The organism is Variovorax sp. UC122_21 (assembly GCF_044056785.1).
Lineage (GTDB): Bacteria > Pseudomonadota > Gammaproteobacteria > Burkholderiales > Burkholderiaceae_C > Variovorax.
The window spans coordinates 1,350,528-1,370,294 of record NZ_CP172003.1; the positions used below are offsets into that span (position 1 = coordinate 1,350,528).

Consider the following 19,767-nt stretch of genomic DNA (forward strand, 5'->3'; position numbering starts at 1 on the left):
GAGGAGGCGGCCCTGCACGCGAGGCCGCCGACCTCAGTCGCGATTCTCGTAGTAGCGGTGGTACTGCTCGCGCTCCCACTGGCGGCGGCGCCATTCGCGACGCTCGGCACGGCGCTCTTCCCAGCGTTCGGCGCGACGTTCCTCCCAGCGCGCGGCCGGCTCGTAGTAGACGGGCGGCGGAACGGAGTAGACCGGGCGCGGAGCCTGGTAGTAGGTCGGCGCCGGATAGGTGTAGACGGGGGCCGGCTCGTTCACGACCACGCCGGGGACGTTGATGCCGACGGACCAGCTGGTGTCGGCGTTGGCCGTTGCGGCGACGGTCAGGGCGCCAGCGGCAACGAGGCCTGCGGCGGCAAGCTTGAAGACGGTTCGCGAGAGAATCATTTGTTTCAACTCCAGAGGGCGGGAATCGCCGTGATGCGCTTCCAACGGACGGCGATCCGATACTGCGCACATCGCGACGGTGAAGAACGTTCCCAAATGTCACTGCGCCGCGAGGCCCTGCTGCGGTGTTTGCGATCCTTCGCGCATTTCTGGGCAACCATTGCCGTTCACCTCCCACTCACTTGTGAGCAAACGAAAAGGACTTACGGATGAAAGAACATGCAGTTCAAAGGTGCTGTAGGGCAGCGCGCAGCCCTGCACCTCGCCGGCCTTCAGCGCGGTGAGGGCTTGTGCCGCGCCGTTGGTAGGGAAAGTGAATCACGTTGAGCGCGGTCCCGGTCTTCATCTTGACCACCAGGCTCTTGAACATCTCGAGCTGGAGGTGGTTCAGCCCGCTGACGCCCGTCGTGCAGAAGCTCAGGCTGTAGGGCCTTTCGTGCGACAGCTTCGCCAGTTCGGGCAGGTCTTGGCCTGAGCGACGTAGCGCGCTCCCACGGCGCTGCTGGCGCCGGGGCGGTTCACCACGACCGCTTTTGGCGTATGCGCGAGTCCTGAGGGAATCTAAGGCTCGCGCTTCGGTTTACGTGTGCCTCCGAGTACAGCACAAGGGGTCTCCTGTTCAAGATCCGGGCTGCGCCTGTCGGCATCCTTTCCGACATCCGTGGCGAAGGCCGCCGACTAAGCTTGTCCATCGGGTTGGAAAGCTTGACTTGGAATTTTGATCCTGTGAAGTATCAAGAGGTTCTTTCAAGACATCGAGAGACGTGAGACGGGCACGGCGAGGTTGATGCCGTGGTGCGGCCGGTGCCAGTTATAGAAGTGGTTCCACACAGGCAGAGCCTCACAGCGCTGGTCTGAGTTCGCGTAGGCGTGCCCGTAGGCCCACTCGCGCAGGGCCGACTGGATGAAGCGCTCGGCCTTGCCGTTGGTCTGCGGGCGATACGCCCCGGTGAACTTCTGCCCGATGCCCAACTCGAGGCACGCTTCGGCGAACAGCCCAGAGCGAAACGACATGCCGTTGTCGGTCAACACCCGCTGGATCTGCACACCCATGCTTGCGAAGTAGCCTACCGCGGCCCGCAGGAACGCTTCGGCGCTGAACTTGGTCTCGTCGGGATGCACCTGCGTAAAGGCCAAGCGGCTGTGGTCGTCCACGGCAACGAAGACGAAGTCCCAGCCAACGCTGCGCGCACGCTGAGTGCGGTTACCGGTGATGCGGTGGCCGACCTTGTCGAAGCGCCCCAGCTTCTTGATGTCGATGTGCAGCAGCTCACAAGGGTTGTCTCGCTCGTAGCGTTGCACAGGCTCGTCCGGGCGCAGGTCACTCAATCTCGACAGTCCGGCACGACGCAGCACGCGACTGACGGTGGCTCGGGATACGCCCATTTAGGAAGCGATGCGTGCCTGCAAGAAGAACTTGCGCCGCAACTCGACAATGGCCAGAGCGACATGAGGTTCGATGGAGCGGGGCGAATTCTCGGGGCGCGAAGACTTGTCCAGCAGGCCTGCCGCACCATCGACCAGGCAGCGCGCCAGCCATTTACGGGCCGTGACGGCGCTGACGCCGTGCGAGGCGGCAGCATCTGATGCGCTGACGCCACGTTCAGTGATGTCCTGAACCATCTCCAGGCGCCGCAGGTACGTCAATCGGGCATTCTTATGGGTGTTCATCCGGGTCGGGGTCTTGAGTGGATTGGGGGTTTGGCGATTTCCAGTCTCTCAAAACTTCTCCGGGTGAACACCCGAAACACCTATGGGGCCTTCGCAACTAGAGCACGAGAGATCTCTTCTCGCTCCGCCAGGGTCAGCGCCTTCGCGCTGCGCCGCCGGTCCAGTGGTCGAATGCCACCGGTCTTCGACAGGATGGTGTGGATCGAGGTGTGAGGTCGGTCGAACAGATGGCCGATCTGATGCAGAGTCCAGCCTTCCTTCCAGCGCTCCCACATCAATGCCTTCTGGGCGTCCGTGTAGTGGGTTCGCGTCCAATACTTCATCTGCAACACTCCTTCTGCCTCAGCCGTGGTTATTGTGTTGCGTTGACCGGTTGAATCCGCCGCCGCCTGCAGACGGTCAAGGCGTCTTGGGCAAGTTTCCCCGCATGGTCGCGTTGAAGACGGCGCTTGCTGCTTGTCGGTCGGGTTTGGTCACCATCAAGGCGCTCTGAATCTTTCGCGGCGTGACGTGGCCGACGTACAGGAACATGGCTCACCTTGGACCTCGACGAAGTAAGAAGTCACCAGTGAGTTACCTGCCGAGTGTATTTTGGACCGTCCAACGCAGCGTCTCGACGCGACTAAGGTGGTCGTTAGTGCATGCGCAGGGTGTCAGGACGGTCATGCTGTGTGGCTCGGAAGCTAGTGGTTAACCCCACTGATGCTGGTGGGTTTTTGACTTTCGTCTCCACACTGTTAAATCCTGGTCGTACAGTCTGTTTCGAAACTTTGAAGTCACATTCTGGACTTCGAGACATCGCGCTGTGCAACTCGGGAGTAACAAAGAATGCCGATAGATTTGCTTCGTCGTATCGAGCGTGCCTCCCTCCCGCTTGTCATCCAAGACGAGAAAGACGTTCGGAATGCGATCGTGTTGGAGGCAGCAGCCATGATCAAGGCGCACCTGCCGACGGTAGATGCTATGGGTACGCGACCCGTAGTGATCTTCCGAATCACCGACGCAGGAAGACGAGCGTTAAGTGAATCTGGCTCGTCGGAGAACCAACGAGAGACGGTGTGAAAAATCTTTCGTCGCCCTTCGGGCGGCCGCAGCTCTTGGGGAACATATCCCGTCAGTTCGACCTGGCGGTTCAAACCGGAGATACCGGCCGCGTGAAGCGCCCCGTCCAAGCGGCATTTCGCCCAGCGTATCGCCGCGAGGTGGAGAACTGGCTGCTTGCCCCAGGTGAGAGCGTCAAGACAGACAAAGAATTGGTCCTGCACTACTTGGTCGAACTCCGCGACCTCTCATATGACGACCAGCCGCAAATGTGCGTCGCCGATGTGCTGAAAGACAGGCGAGCGGCCGCGATGATCGCCGCAGTTTTTTTGCAAAATTTGGTGGAATAGTTCTCAGTCACCTCCCGTCGGCGTTGCGGAAGGTTCAGCCTAAATGCTTGCGTGTCGGCCAAGGTGTCGAGGTGGCTGCGTAGATAATGGTTCCAGCCACAACGTGTTTGCTATGGCTGGCACATGTTGAGGTTTGGCCGATGCGCGTGCCACCACACCGCCGGCCGCCTAGATTTCTGGGGCCTGCCATGCGGTCCCAGCGCTCCCCGGGCCACGGCCGCGAGAGGGGCTTCCTCGTGCCAGCGCCGGGATTCTGTTAGTCGTCCTCCGCGTTTCTCTTCGTTATGTTTCCAGGGGCTCCCCCAAAAGGGCGGGAGGGTATGCCCGCTCGCACAAGTCTTTCGCTCCATGCAGGATATGTCGGCGCATTCCAGCGCGGAGGGCATCACGTGGACGCAGAAGAATTTGAGCGACGCTACGAAGCGTGGGCAGTTGCAGAAGCCGCCGTTCACGCCGCGATGACGCGCACTGGACTCCCTCAAGTCCGAGACATCGAGGCACTGCGCAAACGAGCGGACGGACTGCTGTTCGAATTGTGGGGCGACGGCGACCCAGTGCGAGGGTTTATCAAGCTCGACCAGCCGCCCGCACGTTAGTCGAGCGGTGACTTCATCGCTACGTCGGGGGGAAGCGCTAACTCGGCAACGGCGTGATGCGAAGGACATTACCGGGCCGTTCCACACCTCCATCCTCTGGCGGCGTCAGGTCGGCCCCAATCAACTCTGCCGCTACCGGCACTGCAGCACTCCGAAGATCAGCAGGTCGCGAACCTCCATCGGGAATGGACTGCTTCGATGCGCCTGAGGGAATCCACCGGCTTACAGGAGCCCATTGAGGACGTCGGCGCTGAGCCATGCGCAGAGCCAACATCGCGCTTTGTCAAATTTTGACTACAAAAGCTGTCGTCTCAGGGCGGTAAAACAATGTGCATGCCCACCCCGCAAGCGAAGATCGCAAGGGTCCAGCGTTTATCCGCTGAGGAGCGGTTGCGTCAGCCAACGCCCGAGGAGTGGCTCAGGCGTGTCGATGAGACACAGATGGGACAGATCGAGATGGTTCGGCCGAGTGATTTCGACCTTCCGTCAGGAGGAGGGGATTGCCGAACCGAGTTGGGCGATGTCGAGCTCTGTCCTGCAGGGCCCCCTCCCGCTCAGGATCCGCGCGCGAGTTCGGCGGGGTTGCTCTACCGTGAAGGTCTATCCCGGCGGTTGGGGCACGGCGGCGAGCCTCCATCAAGCGCCGGCGTCTGACGGACCCAGCCACAGCCGCCTTCGATTTGCTCGTCGACCTGTTCAGTGGGAGTGAAGCGGCTCTTGTCGAGTTGGGCGCTTCGCTGACGCCGCATACACGGCGGGCATCGCCGCGAGCGAGCCGGCTGCGCCGTAGACAGGGATTAGGTGGGCCGTGGGCGCGCGCGTCGGCACAGCACGGATCTGCGTGCGGCATATTCTGCCTTCGCCTTGTTGACTGCCTCCTCAGGCAGAAGTTGGAGCTTCTGGCAGTTCACGCATTGGTACAGCCGACGATCAGGAAACAAGCGCATCCACCCACGCCCCTCGACACGACCGAGATAGTCTATGGTGTAATTTAAGTCTGAAAAATGGTCATTTCCGCGGCAGTAGCGCGAACGTTACATCAATTGTTTCGCGACAAACATGACGAAGATCAATTTTATCAAGTTGTGACCTATCTGCCATAACAGGCCTCGTCCGTCCGCGAGGCCCCTCTACGTCTAGCCCCGGCTGCGCGTAGAAGCTCTATCGCCTGTTCTCACGGTTCAGGGCGTTCAAGCGCGCTAGGGCCGCATGCGCTTCGTCAAGGTCGCGTCTCAGCGTCTGCACTTCGGACCAACCGTTTAGGCTGTCTAACAGGCGAACGTAGCCCTCGTCTTCAAGGGAGCGGCCGGTCTCCCGGGCTGCGGCTTTAAGCATCTCGAGGATCTCGGGGGGGAGGGGAAGACCGTAAGTGCCGTCAAGCGTAGCCTGAAGGCGATGTATCAGTTCGGCGTTGAGGGTTCGCCCAGACAGGGTCGCGGAACGCTTGAACCGCTCACGCATGCCGTCCGGCAACTTGAGGTCATGCCTGTCGCCCGTCCGGACGGGGCGTCTTTCGCTCATTGGCCGAAATCTTCTGTGAGCGCGCCGCGCGGGCTACTTGTCGGCCGGCTTCGGTCGCACCCAGGCCGGGATCTCGAACAAGTCCAGCCCGCTCCCTGGGTCGTTAGCAACCCTCTCGATGAAGGCCTTGCGGAGGGCGGTGTTCGCGAGCGCCTGCCAGCCCGGACCGGTGGCCTCCAGCGCGGCCAGCACGTCGGGATCGAGGCGCAGGGTAGGGCTCTGATCGTCTTCCGTCATATCGTCTTTCTGTTGCGTGTCAGTCTTTAAGGTCGTACTGCCCCTGCAGCCTGCGGATGATTTGCGCGATATCGCCGCGATGGTTGCCGCGGTCGGTGATAACTCGAACCGTCCAGTTTGGGCCGCCATCCTCCGACGGGACGCCGATCACTCCGTCGCGGTAGACGTCGGTTTGCCGGCCGCGAAGGCCAGGCTGAGCCTCGATTCGTTGAATCAGCATCTGTTGCAGTTGCTTGGCGGTGCGCGTGGCCTTGGGCATGTACAAGGCATGTTACTGCCGCCGCGGCTGACAACAGTAAAGGAGGCCAAGGGCGAGATCGCCAGGCGCTCAAGTCCGCGGGCGGTATCCGGGACGCGCGCGACGAGCGCTGATGTTCGGCAGTTGACCCACTCTCGAGGCGGGGCTGCCCCCGATCGTAGAGCGCCAGGAGCAGGCGGCTCGTTCTAGGGTTGGCGCGGACGAAGCGCGGCGCGCACGTCAATCGGGCACTTCCGCTCCGTAGCGAGCGGCCACGACGGCGCGGCCAACGGCAGCCCGCGGCGTCACGCCCTCAAGCCAGGGGCCTCGGCCCTCGGGCAGCCGCCCACCAGGCTTTCCGACCACGATCGCGCACCACTGCCAGTTCCTTCCAGGCATGGGTGCGACGTGGATGGCCTCGCGTTCGAGCAAGCGCTCGAAGGCCGGCCACTCGTTGACGTAGTCGGTGCCGGCTATCTCGCCCAGGGCTTCGGCGATCCAAGCATTGAGGGCTACGCCGGCGAGCTCATCAGTCTTCATGTGTCGGAGGTGCCGAGTAGCGAAACCTCGTCGCCGTCGGCTGCCACCATTACGCCGGGCGTGCCCTCGGCAAGCTCGATTGGCACACCCATGTGCACCATGCTGTCGGTCGGCGGAAAGCTGCCGATGACGCGCAGCCGCTCGTACTCCTTGTGCTGTGCCGGCGTGAGGATGAATTTCTTCGGGTAGGTGTTGCTCTTAGCCCTCCAGTGCGCCACGAGTTTCTCGGTCATCGAGAGGTACAGGGACGCCATGCCGCTCACCTCGCGCTGCGGCGGATCTCCACCGGGCCGATGCCTTCGTAGACGATGGCGGCGTCCTTGAGCGAAGTCACAGTCCAGCGCGGGCCGGGCGTCACCTTGTAGTCGCCGGGCGCCAGCGGCAGCTCGGTTTCGTCGTGGGCTTCGGTGCTGTACCAGATCGGCGTGCGGAGGATGGTGGTCTCGGAGGAAAAGAATTCAGCTTGCATGGTTCGATTCTCGAGGGTCGCACTATCCGAGCTTTTCGCTCTTCATGCCGATGCGGGAGACGAGCCATGCTTGCAACTTCCCTTCTTCAGGTGTCTTTGTCCTGCCCTTGTGCCTTAGCTGGTTGCGCTCCATCTCTTCCGCAGTCTCGGGTAGGCGGCGCACCTCGCGGGTTTCGAGCATGGGCGTAGCGCCAGGGTAGTACCGCGGGCCTTCTTCCAAGGTCATCTTTCGATCCGACGGCCGCGACTTTCTCCGCCAGATGTCCGGCGGCAGCATGAAGGTGAAGTATTCGACGTCTTTCATGGTTAGAACGGCACATCTTCTTCGAAGGCTAGCCAAGTCTGCGGTGCCGGCGTGTGAGGCAGCTCAGGCTTCGGGCTGCTCGTAGTGCTCCCGCGCGACTTCGTGGGGAGATCGTGCCTTGAGGACCGGGTAGAGGGCTTCTGGCCAGGTGGGCGTTGACCTGCTTGAAGATGTCTTCGGCCAGATCGCTGGCTTCCAGCCGGTGGCAGAAGCTCAGGATGGTCGTCTCATCGGGGATCGCCTCCAGGCCGAGTCCGGCGAGCGTGCGCAGCGAGGCGATCTCATATAGCGCTTCTTCCATCGCCGGGTCGCTCAGGGGCGAACCAGTTCTGCATCAGGTGCACGCGCAGCATGGCTTGCAACGGGTAGGGCCGACGGCCTCGGCCTGCCACTGGAAAGTGGGCACGATGACTTTGAGCAGCGCTTTCCATGGCACCACCAGTTCCATTTCGGCAAGGAAGACTTCGCGCCTTGTCTTCTTCCTCTTGCCCGCATGCTCCGCATCCGCAAAACTGATCTGGCTCATCGCTCGTGCTCCTTTGCAGGGTTCAGTCCCTCATGCAAGAAACGTGCTCTTGTTCAGACCTTCCCTAGGTGAATCTGCAGCTCAGCTGGCGAGAAATCTGTCCAAAGTATCCCCGGGCTTAACTCCGCAGACGGAGCACCAGCGCGAAAACAACAATACATCCACAAAATTTTCGCCACGCTCAATCTTCGAAATATATGACTGTCCAGTGCGCAAAGAAGCTGCCAATTGCTCTTGCGTAAGGCCAGCATCTACGCGCAAGGCGCGCATGAGAACTCGAAGCTTTTCATATTTGGCATCGTAGAGAGAAACCGACATTCATCAATCGTTAAGTCCTTTTCGGAATAGTCGTAAACAGACTAGACTGACGGCTTGATGCAATGAAGTTTTCCAAGACGAATACGTAACATGAAAAGCCGGGCGATGAACTCTCCTTTTCCTAGCGAACGAGCCGTGCGGCTTCCTGCTTCGGTGACGAGCGTCACCAAGCGAGAGTCCGTACCCGCTGAGCGCAGCCTGTCCGCATCGCGTATAGGGGCCCACGTGAAGACGCTGCGCATGGCATCAGGCACGCCCGCGAGCAGTCTGGCGAAGCTGGCGGGAATCTCAGCTTCGTTGCTCTCGCGCGTGGAACGTGGTTTGGTTTCGCCTTCGGTAGAGACCTTAGATCGGATTGCCGAGGGCTTGCGCGTGCCGGTGTCACGCTTGCTGAGTGACCAAGGTCGCCGCATGGACTTCTGCCACGTGCCAGCTGGGCGCGGCCTTGCGGTTGAACGGATTGGTGCCGATTCAAACTATAGGTATGAGCTGCTTGGTCACCTCTTGTCGGGTAATCTGTTCGCCGAGCCCTACCTTGTCACTCTCTTACCCGATGCCGAGCCCTGCATTACGCTTCAGCATCCAGGTGTGAAGTTCCTGTTTTTCCTCTCTGGTCGGATTGCGTATCGTTGTGGCAATAAAACGGTGTCGGTGGGAGCTGGAGACTCCCTGCTGTTCGACGCAACTTCGCCGCATGGTATCGAAGCAGTCGACAGCGGCCCGGTGTCATACCTGTCTGTGCTGCTAGCTCTGCGCGACTGAAATTAAGTCATTGGTCGCGCAGTCCGACGCTCAAGGTACGTCTCGTCAGAAAATCGCTGCGGCTTCTGAGGCGTCCGTGGTCAAGAGCTCCTGCACTCCGCTCGACAACCGCCTGCCCGCGGCTCTTTGCTCGCTGACGATCGCTAGTGCAGGCGCAGCGGAACTCTTTCAAGCCTGTGGGCGTGGTCCTTATCCAGTCTTCGCATCGCTTGTGACAGTTCGGCATGCCGAACTGTAGGTCCCGAGCCGGCGACAGCGTTACTGAAGTCATGCGAAGCGCAAAACAAAAAGTCCGCCGCCTGTAGACCAGCGCGCGAAGTCGGGTTGTTGTAGCTCAGGCGTCTGGTGGGCAAGAGCGGCCTCGCTTTGAGGCGCGCCTAGCAGTCGCTTCTCAGAAGTTCCGGCGCGTGCTCAGAGCCTTCTCAATCTTGCGATCCGTTTTGTACTGACTCAGCGCATACACCGCCCAGATCGCAGCCGGAAGCCAGCCGATTAGGGTGATCTGCAAGATCAAACAGATGATGCCGGCGATCGGACGGCCGATCGTGAAGAAGGCGACGAAGGGAAGAAGGATGGCCAGGATGAGACGCAAGATGTTTCTCCGTGGTTGGTCTAGACATGATCCTGCCAAAGGACTGGCCGGCCGACCATAGCTTCTCCTCACGATCTATCCACCCACCGGGGTGCCAGTGGTCGGCATCTCCGGCGTAGATCGCGAGAGGGCCTTAGCACGGCTTGAATGCGGCCCACAGGTTCCAGGCAGTCGCGCGCTGAAAGCCGCATGAGGCGGGCCATAGCATCACACCAAAATCGCGACGCCAGCGTGGCTTGACTGCGCATCGCTCACGCTCCCATGACCGGCTGATCGTCGATCCGATGGAACCCACCCGCTTGAGCCTCTCGGACGAGCGAGCCTCGTGCCGATTTCCGCCGCCGTCCACCTCAGCTCTGCGCGATCCAGCGATCAGCTGATAGACAGCCAAGCCTGCCCTAAAATCTGGCCTGACTGGCTCTCGAAGGCGTTCTGCGGTTTGGCCCAGCCCGAGCCGTCCATCACGCCTCCCCCGATGATCAGACCCGCGAGGGCGCGGAGGGCATCCTGCCGTCGGTGTCCGTGAACCCGTACTCCTGCGCCAGTTCTGCAACCAATTGCAGTCGACCGCTCTTTTCCATGATCGCTGGATCGGCCGCCAGGCCGACCACTGCCCGCCTCGCGAACTCGGACGACTTGACGCTTTCCATGATCCGCTTGGCCAGTGGTGCTGGGACCCGATCCGCCTGAGCGAGGAACTTCTCGCTATTGACAAAGCCGGGCCAGATCACGACCGCGGCGACGTTGAAGGGCTTGAGGTCGTGAGCCATGTCCTTGGCCATCTTGTCGACGCCGGCCTTCTGGACACCAAAAGGCACGCCGAACGTGTAGCGCACAGCGCCGCCCGAAGAGGTATTGACGATCAGTCCCTTGCGGCTGGCAATGTAGTGCGAGCGCTGTCCCACGCGCAGCAGGTCTTCCCAAAGGCCGTCTTCGAGTTCGCAGAAGGGGACGTTGGCATATGAGACGGGGCCGCAAACACGTTGTTCACCAGGATGCCGATCGCTGCGTTTTGCTCATCGTGCACACGCTCGAAGACGCGCTTCACACTGCCGTCGTCGCCATGGTCGCAGACGATCGGGGCTGTCACGGCTTTGAAGCAGCCACTGGCACTGTCGGCGGCGCAGGTGTTGCCGTCGCACCGGCCATGGGAGCCGGATGCGTTGATACCTCGTGGCGCACCAAGCGATGCTGGGCGATCTCGCGCGCCGATTCGGCGATCGCGTCCGCATTGTTCCGCTATCCGGCGATGCAATCTCGGGACTTATGAGTTGCCCGTGGCGTTCTCTTGCGTCAAGAGCTTCTCGGCCCTTGATAGGCAGAAAGTGGCCGTCGGATCGGCGCTGCGCAGCCGCACGCGCCTGCGACGCTGGCGAGCCTGCGCGAAAGAACATGCTCTTGTTGGTTACCAATCGTCGTGCTTCTTCCCAGACGTCGGCGGCACACGGCGCATCGAATTCGCTGCGCCGTGGCTTACCCTGAACGGACTTAGAGGTCCATGCCACCGGGAGGCGCAGCGGACGCCTTTTGCGGCTTGGGCATTTCCGCGACCGTTGCGTCGGTCGTGAGAATCAACCCAGCGATCGACGCCGCGTTCTGCAGCGCTGTTCGCGTGACTTTGGTCGGATCGACCACGCCGAGTTCAACCAAGTCGCCGTATTCGCCGGTCGCGGCGTCGTACCCGTGATTTCCCTTGCCTTCGAGCACCTTGGCCACCACCACCGAGGGTTCCACACCTGCATTCGCGACGATGGCACGCAGCGGTGCTTCAAGCGCGCGCAGCGCGATGCGGATACCGGCGTCCTGGTCGCTGTTGGCGCCCTTGAGCCCGGAGATCGCGGCACGCGCGCGCAGCAGCGCGACGCCGCCCCCAGGCACGATCCCCTCGGCCACCGCCGCTCGCGTGGCGTGCAGCGCGTCGTCGACGCGGTCTTTCTTCTCCTTCATCTCGACCTCGGTGGCCGCGCCCACGCGAATTACCGCCACGCCGCCCGCGAGCTTGGCAACACGCTCCTGCAGTTTCTCGCGGTCGTAGTCGCTCGTGGCCTGCTCGATCTGGGCCTGAATCGACTTCACGCGCGCATCGATGCGCTGCTGATCGCCGCCGCCGTCGATGATGATGGTGTTCTCCTTTTGCACCTCGATGCGCTTGGCACGACCGAGGTCTTCTAGCGTAGCTTTGTCGAGTTGCTTGCCGGTTTCCTCGGATATCACCGTGGCACCGGTGAGCACCGCGATATCCTCGAGCATTGCCTTGCGGCGATCGCCAAAACCTGGCGCCTTCACGGCCGCCACCTTCAGCACGCCGCGCATCGAGTTGACCACCAGCGTCGCGAGCGCCTCTCCCTCAACCTCCTCGGCGATGATCATCAGCGGCTTGCTAGCCTTGGCGGCGGCTTCGAGCACCGGCAACAGCTCGCGGATGTTGGAGATTTTCTTGTCGTGCAGCAGCACGAACGGATCTTCGAGGTGCGCGACCTGCTTCTCGGGATCGTTGATGAAGTAAGGGCTCAGGTATCCGCGGTCGAACTGCATGCCCTCGACCACGTCGAGTTCGTTGTCGAGCGACTTGCCGTCTTCCACGGTGATCACGCCTTCCTTGCCGACCTTCTCCATCGCGTCGGCAATGATCTTGCCGATGGCTTCGTCCGAATTGGCGGACAGTGCTGCCACTTGCGCGATTTCCTTGCCGGTAGAGATGGGCTTGGAGAGGTTGTGCAGCTCGTCGAGCACTGCGGCCGTGGCCTTGTCGATGCCGCGCTTCAGGTCCATCGGGTTCATGCCCGAGGCCACGTGCTTCATGCCCTCCTGGACGATGGCTTGCGCTAGCACCGTAGCAGTAGTGGTGCCGTCGCCCGCCACGTCGGCGGTCTTGGAGGCGACCTGCTTGACGATCTGCGCGCCCATGTTCTCGAACTTGTCGGCAAGCTCGATTTCCTTGGCGACCGACACCCCGTCTTTCGTGATGACCGGCGCGCCGTAGCTGCGCTCGAGCAGCACGTTGCGGCCCTTCGGCCCCAACGTGACTTTCACGGCGTCGGCAAGGATGTTCACGCCCGCGACGATGCGCTGGCGGGCATTGTCGTGAAACTGAACGTCTTTGGCAGTCATTTTTCGATTGCTCCTTCTTGACTCAACTGTTCATGAAATAGACTCGCACTCGCGGCTTTTTCAGGCCACGCGTTTGAGGCTGCTGCGTTCCGGCGCCTCAACGACGGCAAGGACATCGTCCTCCCGCAGCACCAGCAGTTCCTCGTCGTCGATCTTGACGGTCTGGCCTGAGTACTTGCCAAAAAGCACTCGATCGCCGGCCTTCAGATGCAACGGACGAAGCGTGCCGTCAGCAAGCAGCCTCCCCTGGCCCACGCCGACCACTTCGCCTTGCTCGGGCTTCTCGGCGGCCGAATCCGGGATCACGATGCCGGAGGCTGTCTGCCGCTGCTGCTCGATTCGTTTGACGATCACTCGGTCGTAAAGAGGATGAAGTTTCATGTTCGATCTCCTAAGCGATAAAGGTCATCAATGGAACACACGCCACCCGGGGGCGGCGCGATGATTCCGCTTCTCTCGCCGGCGTGCAGGCGCCGGCGTGCGAGAGCTATGGGCTTCGGCGCGCGTGTTCAAGAGGTCGCGGCCGCGGTTTTTTTGTGACTATTGTTTTCAGCCGGACCCCAGGACCGGTCCGTTCGCGTGCCCGAGGCGGTACACGATTCGCTGCGGCCCCGGGCCGCTTGCGAGGCCGGGGACCACAGGGCACGGCAGCGTGCGCCCGCCCGAGCTGTCGAGCGTGTCGTCGGCGTCTTCCGGAATGGCGGACCAGATGCCGCCCTTACGCGGTCTGAACAGCCAGCGCACATAGCCGCGGCGGCTGGCCTCGCGCAGCATCTGGTCGCGGTCGGACGCCTGCGCCACCGCGTGCTCGCCCGCGCCACCGTTGCCCGCTGCGGCATCCTCCTCGTCGGCATAGCCGAAGGCACGCAGGGCCTCGCTGACTTCGGTTGCCGGCGCGCCCAGCCGCCACCAGGGCGGCCGTACTATGCGCTCCAGGTCCCATGCGCCGAGTTGCCAGGCGGCTTCGAGCAGCGCCTGCTCAAGCGTGTCGGGGCGCTCGCCGGATATATCGAGCCTGGCGATCGACAGGGGCACCGGCCGCCGCGGCAGTTCCACACCTGGCATCTTCAGCGGCGTTTGCCGCAGGAAGCCATGCCAGTGCAGCGACAGCAAGGCTGCGTCAGGGTGCCGCGCGACGCTCGTGACCGTCACCGCATAAAGCGGCAGGCGCATTGCAGCCGAATGCGCTGTGACGGTTTCGAAAAGGTTCATCCGTACCTCCACAAAAACAACAACGAATCCAACAACCGGACCGCTTTTGAATGTCCGGCAGCGCCGAGGTTTCCACAACACGGGGCTCTTGAAAAGTGCGGCTCCTGCGGCCATATTCCGCTCCGGAAGCGTGCCTTCCATCTTCGCCCTCATCCTTGTTTATTCATTCCCTTTCGAGGAGATTGTCTTGACGATGAAGATCGCGCAGATCGCGCCTCTCTACGAAGCCGTGCCTCCGCGGCTCTATGGCGGGACCGAACGTGTCGTCTGCCACCTGGTCAACGCCTTGGTGGACCTCGGCCACGAGGTCACCCTCTTTGCTTCCGCCGACACTTGCACACGCGCCGAACTCGCGCCGATGCGTGCGCAGGCACTGCGCCTCGATCCGGCCCCGCTGAAGTCGGATCTCGCAAGCCATCTGCACATGCTGGGCGAACTGCGGCAGCGCGCACGCGAGTTCGATGTGTTGCACTTCCATGTCGACCTGCTGCACTTTCCCTTCTTCGAGGACATGGCACAGCGCACGATCACTACGTTGCACGGGCGCCTCGACATCGTCGACCTGCCGGTGGTCTATCGTCGCTGGAACCGCTATCCGCTGGTATCAATCTCGCGACACCAGCGCAAGCCGCTGCCGTTCGCCAACTGGCTGGCCACCGTGCCCCACGGACTTGATGCGTCGACCTACCGCTTCGAGCCCCGAAGCGGTGACTACCTGGCGTTCCTTGGCCGCATCTCGCCGGAAAAGCGGCCCGACCGCGCCATCGAGATTGCCCGCAGGGCAGGGCTGCCGTTGAAGATTGCGGCCAAGGTGGATGCGGCCGATGCGACCTATTTCGAGCAAGTCATCCAGCCGCTGCTGCGCGACAACCCCTGGGTCGAGTTCGTGGGCGAGATTGGCGATGCCGAGAAGTCGGCGTTTCTCGGCGGCGCCCGCGCGCTGCTGTTCCCCATCGACTGGCCTGAACCCTTCGGGCTGGTGATGATCGAGGCCATGGCCTGCGGCACCCCGGTGATCGGCTGGCGCTGCGGGTCGGTGCCCGAGGTCATCGATGACGGCACCAGCGGCCTCATTGTGGAGGACCTGGACCAGGCCGTGGCCGCGGTGCATGCGGTCGACCGGCTCGACCGGCGCCTCGTGCGCGAAGCCTTCGACGTTCGCTTCTCGGCCCGCGCGATGGCCAGCGCCTATGTGGCGCAGTACCGCCGCCTCACGGACCAGAAACACAGCAGCGGCGGCGCCATCGCGCAAGAGACCGCGCTTTGCAGCGAGTTCGCATGATCCATGAGCAGTGAGACATTCGCCAACGATCAGGTCGAGGCCGCGCCCGAGCGCGCGGTGCAGCATGCCTTTGTCCTGAAGGAAGCTGACACTTACCTCGTGATGGACGCCCATGGCGATATAGGTGGCGGCGTCGACGGCCTGTTCCATCACGACACCCGGATGCTATCGGCTTTCGCGCTAAGGCTGGACGGAACTCGCCCGTCGCTGCTGTCCAGTGGCGTGAGCAGCGACAACGTTTACTTCACCGCCAACCTCACCAATCGGCCGCTGCCCGTGCTCGGGTCCACCTCGACGCCGCAAGGTGTGATCCACTTGGAGCGCAAGCGCTTTCTGTGGGGAGCGAGGATGTTCGAGCGCCTGCGCCTCGTCAACTACAGCGACCAGCCCGCGCGCGTGCCGCTGGCCTTGCGCATTGCGGCAGATTTCCGGGACATGTTCGAGGTGCGCGGGCAGGTGCGTGCACAGCGCGGCGAATTCGGCCCGCCTGAGATCGGCGCCCGGGGCATCATGCTTGAGTACCGCGGCCTGGACGCGGTGCTGCGCCGCGCGTGCATCGATTTCTCAGAACCGGCGCAGCATCTGGACGCACAGTCTGCGATGTTCGAGGCCAACCTGTCTGCGCGCGGCGCGTGGACGCTGTATATCGAAGTGGGTACCGAACCGGCGCTGGTGAGCGCCGACCGTTTCCGGAAGGCCGGGGTGCAGGCTCGCTGGCGGATGCGTGCGCGCCAGCGCCGTGGATCACGCCTGCACGCGTCCGGGCGTCTTTTCCAGAGTTGGCTCGACAGGTCGCGTGCAGACCTCGCTCTGCTCACGACCGACATGGCGACGGGGCCCTATCCCTATGCAGGCATCCCATGGTTCTCCACGCCGTTTGGGCGCGACGCCATCGTCACAGCCTTTCAGACACTATGGATCGATCCTGCACTGGCGCTAGGAGTACTAAGGTTTCTTGCCGCGCGTCAGGCACAACAGACCTCCAGTTTTCGCGACGCTGAGCCAGGAAAAATAATGCACGAGACGCGCAGGGGCGAAATGGCGGCGGTCGAAGAGCTGCCTTTCGGCCGATACTACGGCGGCGTCGATACCACCCCGCTCTTTGTTGCATTGGCGGGTGCTTACATGCAGCGCACCGGCGACGCACAAGCCATTGATGGGATATGGCCTGCGTTGATAGCGGCCAGCGAATGGATGGAGCGCAGCATGGCGCGGCACCCCGCAGGATTGCTCGCCTACCAGCGCGGCGAAAGCAGCGGCTTGTCGAATCAAGGCTGGAAGGACAGCCATGATTCGATCTTCCATGCGGATGGCAGCTCGCCAGAAGGCCCCATCGCTCTGGTGGAGGTGCAGGGCTACGCCTATGCCGCTTTCCTCGCGATGGCTACCCTGGCGGAACTGCGCGCAGATCCGCGCGCCAGCCATTGGCGTCAACGATCGGTCCAGATCGCGTCGGCCATCGAGCGCGAATTCTGGCTGCCGACTCAGCAGTTCTACGCGCTGGCGATCGACAGTGGCAATCGGCCATGCGCAGTGCGATCGTCGAACGTTGGGCACCTGCTGTTTGCCGGCGTGCCGACGCCCGATCGGGCTGCTGCAATCACGCGAGGCTTGCTGTCGCCGGCGTTCGAGTGCGGTTGGGGCATTCGAACCCTGCCGCTGGAAGCCGTGCGCTTCAATCCGATGTCGTATCACAACGGCTCGGTGTGGCCACACGACCTGGCTCTATGCGCGGCGGGCATGGCGCGCTACGGCGAGCGCGTGGGTGTGGCTCGCATTGTGGACAACCTGTTCGAAGCGGCCTCGCATTTCGGAATGCGGCTGCCTGAGTTGTTCTGCGGGTTCGAGAGGCAACCGGGGCAAGCGCCCGTGGCTTATCCGGTTGCCTGTTTGCCGCAGGCCTGGGCTGCGGGCGCGGTCTTCATGTTGCTGCAAGCTTGCCTCGGTTTGAGAGTGGACGCAATCCGCAACACGTTGGAAATCGTTCATCCACGCCTTCCGACCGACATCGATCAGTTGCACCTGCTGGAGCTGAAAGTCGGCAAGAGCTGTATAGACCTGCACTTCGAGCGCATTGGAAAAGAGGGTGTCGTTGTCAATGCGGAGAACCGCTCAGAGGCTTCGAAACTTGAAATAAACCTGCGAATCTAAGACAAGTACCGGCGCTCACGAGCGCAGCTCAAGGGCGCCCGTGATGCGCTGGGATCTGAACGTACCGCAGCGCTGGACGATCGAGACGAGTGGTCGACGGGTGGGCCCGCTATGATCGGCGCAAGGAAGCCATGGATACCTTAAATCGGGGTGCCAGCGATGCGCAAACTCTTGACGATTAAAGATTCTTTTCAGATTTCTGGCGCGGGTTGGTTGTCGTTCCTTGTCCGAGAATCGACGAGTACGCAGGGCCGGAGGCGCCTCAGGTCGAGCTGCGTTTGCCCAACGGGGAAGTCTCGATCGCAACGCTCAGAATCGAACGTGCCTTTTTCTCTCCAGCGCCTTTGGAGCCTCGGTGGACCTGCGTCCTTCCAAGCGCATCAAGTGCGGAGGTTCCGATCGGAACCGAGATCTGGGTTCCGAAGAGATGTCTCCCGGACACCGACCGCTTCTAGGTACACATTGATCTATGAGCCGCATCGTGCACGCTGAGAACGGCCTGCAACGCTGCGGCGACTTCGACGCGCTCCAAAGCACCGCAAGGGCCCTTGCCGCAACGTCTGGAGCCTCTTTCGAGGCTGTTGTCGCTTTCAAGACACACCTCGGGTATGCAAGGCCAGCAATCGTCTCTTTGCGATGACCGGGTTGGTCAGCCCGAACAGGCTGATGAGATGCGCCTCGTTCTTTGCCAGACCCTTGTATCGCACCTTCTGTGCCGGAACAAGTTCTTCACGACATGGAACGGAGGCTCGGCCTTCGCACGCCCGCTGGCCTTCAACTGCTCGGCCTGCTCCGGCATCCGTGCCACTTGCGCGTGAGGTCCAACCTTCGCCGCTTGCCCGGCTGCATCGCCACATGCCAGCGCGGGCCTCGGGCTTCTTCGCGCCCGTCCTCGCCGCGGTAGCCCGCATCGCCGAGAGCATGCTGCTCGTCGTCGCGCAGCAGCGCGCCGGCCTGGCTAGCGTCGGCCGCGTTGGCAGCCGTGCCGATCACCGAACGCACCAGCCCCGAGTCGGCGTCCACGCCGATATCGCTCTTCATGCCAAACTGCCAGGCGTTTGGCCTTCTTGGCCTGCTGCATCTCCGGGTCGCGCGTCTTGCCCTCATTCTTCGTCGAGCTGGGCGCAGTGAAGATGGTCGCGGCCACGATCGTGCGGGCGCGCATCAGCACCCTTGCTCGGCGAGGTGCGCATTGATTTCCTCGAACTAGGCTGCTGCCGTTTCAAAGACACCTTGTTAAGGTGGAAGATGAAACCGGAGGTGGCTCATGGGAATGAGAAGGCAATCAGCCGAGAGTTCAAGCTTGAGGCAGTCAAGCTGGTGAAGGAGCGAGGCGAGTCGGTGGCGCAGGCTGCACCCGACCTCGATGTGCATGAGAACGTGCTGCGCAAATGGGTACGTGAGGCGACAGCGGACCCGCAGCAGGCGTTTCCTGGTCAGGGCGCGATGAAACCCGAACAGGCTGAGCTGGAGCATTTGAGGAAGGAGAACGTCAAGCTGCGCATGGAGCGTGACCTGTCGAAAAAAGCGGTGGCCTACTTCGCCAAGGAGTCGATGTGAAGTTCGGCTTCGTTGCGAAACACCGAGGGACGTGGCCGTTGGCAATGATGTGTGAGGCGATCGGTGTCTCGCGAAGCGGCTTCTATGCGTGGCTCAGCAGGCCCCGAGGCCAACGCAGTCTGGAAGACGAGGTGCTCGGCAGCCTGGTGCGTCAGAGCTTCCTGAGCAGCGACCGCACCTATGGTCTCGGCGCGTGTGGCATGACGTGCTGGCACTGGGTCAGCGATGCGGATTGCACCGCATTGAGCGGCTCATGCGTGAGCAGGCCCTGCGCGCGAGGCCGCGACGTCGAGGCTTGCCGCAGGACCGAGGCCAGCGCAGCGCTATCGCCGACAACGTGTTGGACCGCCAGTCCAGGCTGGTGCGCCCAACCAGAAGTGGGTGGCCGACTTCACGTACATCCGGACGGCCGAGGGCTGGCTATATGCCGCTGCGGTACTCGACCTGTACTCGCGTCGCATCGTCGACTGGTCGATGCAGGACAGCATGACCACGCAGCCCGTTGCCGATGCGCTGATGATGGCAGTGTGGCGCCGGGGCAAGCCGGTCGCGTTGCTGCATCACTCTGACCAGGGAAGCCAATGCACCAGCGAGCACTTCCATGAGCTGCTCAAGGAACAAGGTATCACTTGCAGCATGAGCCGAGCGGGTGAGGGCTAGGACAACTCGGCCATGGAGAGCTTCTTCAGTTCATTGAAGACCGAGCGCACAGCCAGAAAGGTGTACGGGTCCAGGGAACAGGCCCGCGCCGATGTGTTCGACTACATCGAGCGGTTCTACAACCCGACGCGCCGTCACTCGACGCTCGGCTATGTCAGCCCTATACAGTTCGAGAAAGCTCAAAATGGACTGCCCCTGGTCCGGTAGACAAACCCCGCCTATCCTTTGAGCATAGGAGGGAG

The 19,767-nt window shown here is 62.2% G+C and carries 19 protein-coding genes and 5 pseudogenes; 6 read left to right on the plus strand and 18 right to left on the minus strand.

Annotated elements, in window-relative coordinates:
* Window positions 1-33: 33 nt before the first annotated feature.
* The 3 genes and pseudogenes from ACHMXE_RS06880 to ACHMXE_RS06890 all read right to left on the minus strand — a co-directional run.
* A complete protein-coding gene (locus tag ACHMXE_RS06880; protein ID WP_395345047.1) occupies window positions 34-480 on the minus strand; it encodes a hypothetical protein in 447 nt (148 codons plus the stop codon).
* A gap of 651 nt (window positions 481-1,131) precedes the next feature.
* A pseudogene (locus tag ACHMXE_RS06885) lies at window positions 1,132-2,055 on the minus strand (IS481 family transposase).
* Between the two features lie 92 nt (window positions 2,056-2,147).
* Window positions 2,148-2,378: pseudogene (locus ACHMXE_RS06890) on the minus strand (IS30 family transposase); the annotation flags it as partial.
* Between the two features lie 735 nt (window positions 2,379-3,113).
* Between ACHMXE_RS06890 and ACHMXE_RS06895 the strand changes: the two are divergent.
* Together ACHMXE_RS06895 and ACHMXE_RS06900 are read left to right on the plus strand one after the other, a co-directional pair.
* A complete protein-coding gene (locus ACHMXE_RS06895) occupies window positions 3,114-3,446 on the plus strand; it encodes a hypothetical protein (protein WP_395345049.1) in 333 nt (110 codons plus the stop codon).
* Window positions 3,447-3,835: 389 nt separating this feature from the next.
* The gene (locus ACHMXE_RS06900; protein WP_395345051.1) at window positions 3,836-4,042 is read left to right on the plus strand and encodes a hypothetical protein; all 207 of its coding nucleotides are present in this window, start codon (window positions 3,836-3,838) and stop codon (window positions 4,040-4,042) included.
* Window positions 4,043-5,203: 1,161 nt separating this feature from the next.
* Here ACHMXE_RS06900 and ACHMXE_RS06905 read toward each other — a convergent pair.
* The 9 genes and pseudogenes from ACHMXE_RS06905 to ACHMXE_RS06945 form a co-directional block, all read right to left on the minus strand.
* Entirely contained in the window at window positions 5,204-5,563 is a 360-nt protein-coding gene (locus ACHMXE_RS06905) for an Arc family DNA-binding protein (RefSeq protein ID WP_395345053.1), read from the minus strand.
* 33 nt (window positions 5,564-5,596) lie between these two features.
* Complete coding sequence (locus ACHMXE_RS06910; protein WP_395345055.1) at window positions 5,597-5,800, minus strand: BrnA antitoxin family protein; 204 nt, start codon at window positions 5,798-5,800, stop codon at window positions 5,597-5,599.
* Between the two features lie 19 nt (window positions 5,801-5,819).
* Complete coding sequence (locus ACHMXE_RS06915; protein WP_395345057.1) at window positions 5,820-6,059, minus strand: hypothetical protein; 240 nt, start codon at window positions 6,057-6,059, stop codon at window positions 5,820-5,822.
* Between the two features lie 219 nt (window positions 6,060-6,278).
* The gene (locus ACHMXE_RS06920) at window positions 6,279-6,578 is read right to left on the minus strand and encodes a hypothetical protein (protein ID WP_395345059.1); all 300 of its coding nucleotides are present in this window, start codon (window positions 6,576-6,578) and stop codon (window positions 6,279-6,281) included.
* Complete coding sequence (locus ACHMXE_RS06925; protein ID WP_395345061.1) at window positions 6,575-6,811, minus strand: hypothetical protein; 237 nt, start codon at window positions 6,809-6,811, stop codon at window positions 6,575-6,577. Before ACHMXE_RS06925 ends, ACHMXE_RS06920 begins: the two co-directional genes overlap by 4 nt.
* Window positions 6,812-6,837: 26 nt before the next feature.
* A complete protein-coding gene (locus ACHMXE_RS06930) occupies window positions 6,838-7,047 on the minus strand; it encodes a hypothetical protein (protein ID WP_395345063.1) in 210 nt (69 codons plus the stop codon).
* Between the two features lie 22 nt (window positions 7,048-7,069).
* Window positions 7,070-7,351, minus strand: a complete 282-nt coding sequence (locus ACHMXE_RS06935; RefSeq protein ID WP_395345065.1) for a hypothetical protein — start codon at window positions 7,349-7,351, stop codon at window positions 7,070-7,072.
* A gap of 109 nt (window positions 7,352-7,460) precedes the next feature.
* Window positions 7,461-7,877 (minus strand): annotated as a pseudogene (locus ACHMXE_RS06940) (transposase); the annotation flags it as partial.
* 81 nt (window positions 7,878-7,958) lie between these two features.
* Window positions 7,959-8,195, minus strand: a complete 237-nt coding sequence (locus ACHMXE_RS06945) for a multiprotein-bridging factor 1 family protein (protein ID WP_395345067.1) — start codon at window positions 8,193-8,195, stop codon at window positions 7,959-7,961.
* 240 nt (window positions 8,196-8,435) lie between these two features.
* Here ACHMXE_RS06945 and ACHMXE_RS06950 point away from each other — a divergent pair, with 240 nt between their 5' ends.
* Complete coding sequence (locus ACHMXE_RS06950; RefSeq protein WP_395347452.1) at window positions 8,436-8,957, plus strand: helix-turn-helix domain-containing protein; 522 nt, start codon at window positions 8,436-8,438, stop codon at window positions 8,955-8,957.
* A gap of 391 nt (window positions 8,958-9,348) precedes the next feature.
* On the opposite strand, the gene ACHMXE_RS06955 is transcribed toward ACHMXE_RS06950, so the two are convergent.
* From ACHMXE_RS06955 to ACHMXE_RS06975, 5 genes are all read right to left on the minus strand, one after another.
* Window positions 9,349-9,549, minus strand: coding sequence for a YqaE/Pmp3 family membrane protein (locus ACHMXE_RS06955; RefSeq protein WP_395345069.1), 201 nt, complete (start codon window positions 9,547-9,549; stop codon window positions 9,349-9,351).
* Between the two features lie 479 nt (window positions 9,550-10,028).
* The gene (locus ACHMXE_RS06960; RefSeq protein ID WP_395345071.1) at window positions 10,029-10,454 is read right to left on the minus strand and encodes an SDR family NAD(P)-dependent oxidoreductase; all 426 of its coding nucleotides are present in this window, start codon (window positions 10,452-10,454) and stop codon (window positions 10,029-10,031) included.
* A gap of 583 nt (window positions 10,455-11,037) precedes the next feature.
* Window positions 11,038-12,660 (minus strand): chaperonin GroEL, encoded by a 1,623-nt coding sequence (gene groL, locus ACHMXE_RS06965; RefSeq protein WP_395345073.1) that lies wholly within the window; start codon window positions 12,658-12,660, stop codon window positions 11,038-11,040.
* Between the two features lie 60 nt (window positions 12,661-12,720).
* Complete coding sequence (locus ACHMXE_RS06970) at window positions 12,721-13,041, minus strand: co-chaperone GroES (protein WP_395345075.1); 321 nt, start codon at window positions 13,039-13,041, stop codon at window positions 12,721-12,723.
* A gap of 168 nt (window positions 13,042-13,209) precedes the next feature.
* The gene (locus ACHMXE_RS06975) at window positions 13,210-14,013 is read right to left on the minus strand and encodes a diguanylate cyclase (RefSeq protein WP_395345077.1); all 804 of its coding nucleotides are present in this window, start codon (window positions 14,011-14,013) and stop codon (window positions 13,210-13,212) included.
* Window positions 14,014-14,065: 52 nt separating this feature from the next.
* Between ACHMXE_RS06975 and ACHMXE_RS06980 the strand changes: the two genes are divergently transcribed.
* Both ACHMXE_RS06980 and ACHMXE_RS06985 read left to right on the plus strand, forming a co-directional pair.
* The gene (locus ACHMXE_RS06980) at window positions 14,066-15,154 is read left to right on the plus strand and encodes a glycosyltransferase family 4 protein (protein ID WP_395347454.1); all 1,089 of its coding nucleotides are present in this window, start codon (window positions 14,066-14,068) and stop codon (window positions 15,152-15,154) included.
* 3 nt (window positions 15,155-15,157) lie between these two features.
* Window positions 15,158-17,305, plus strand: coding sequence for a glycogen debranching N-terminal domain-containing protein (locus ACHMXE_RS06985; protein ID WP_395345079.1), 2,148 nt, complete (start codon window positions 15,158-15,160; stop codon window positions 17,303-17,305).
* Window positions 17,306-17,895: 590 nt separating this feature from the next.
* Here the strand turns inward: ACHMXE_RS06985 and ACHMXE_RS06990 are convergent.
* A pseudogene (locus ACHMXE_RS06990) lies at window positions 17,896-18,511 on the minus strand (IS5 family transposase); the annotation flags it as partial.
* Window positions 18,512-18,553: 42 nt separating this feature from the next.
* On the opposite strand from ACHMXE_RS06990, the pseudogene ACHMXE_RS06995 reads away from it, so the two are divergent.
* A pseudogene (locus tag ACHMXE_RS06995) lies at window positions 18,554-19,732 on the plus strand (IS3 family transposase).
* The last annotated feature ends 35 nt before the right edge of the window (window positions 19,733-19,767 follow it).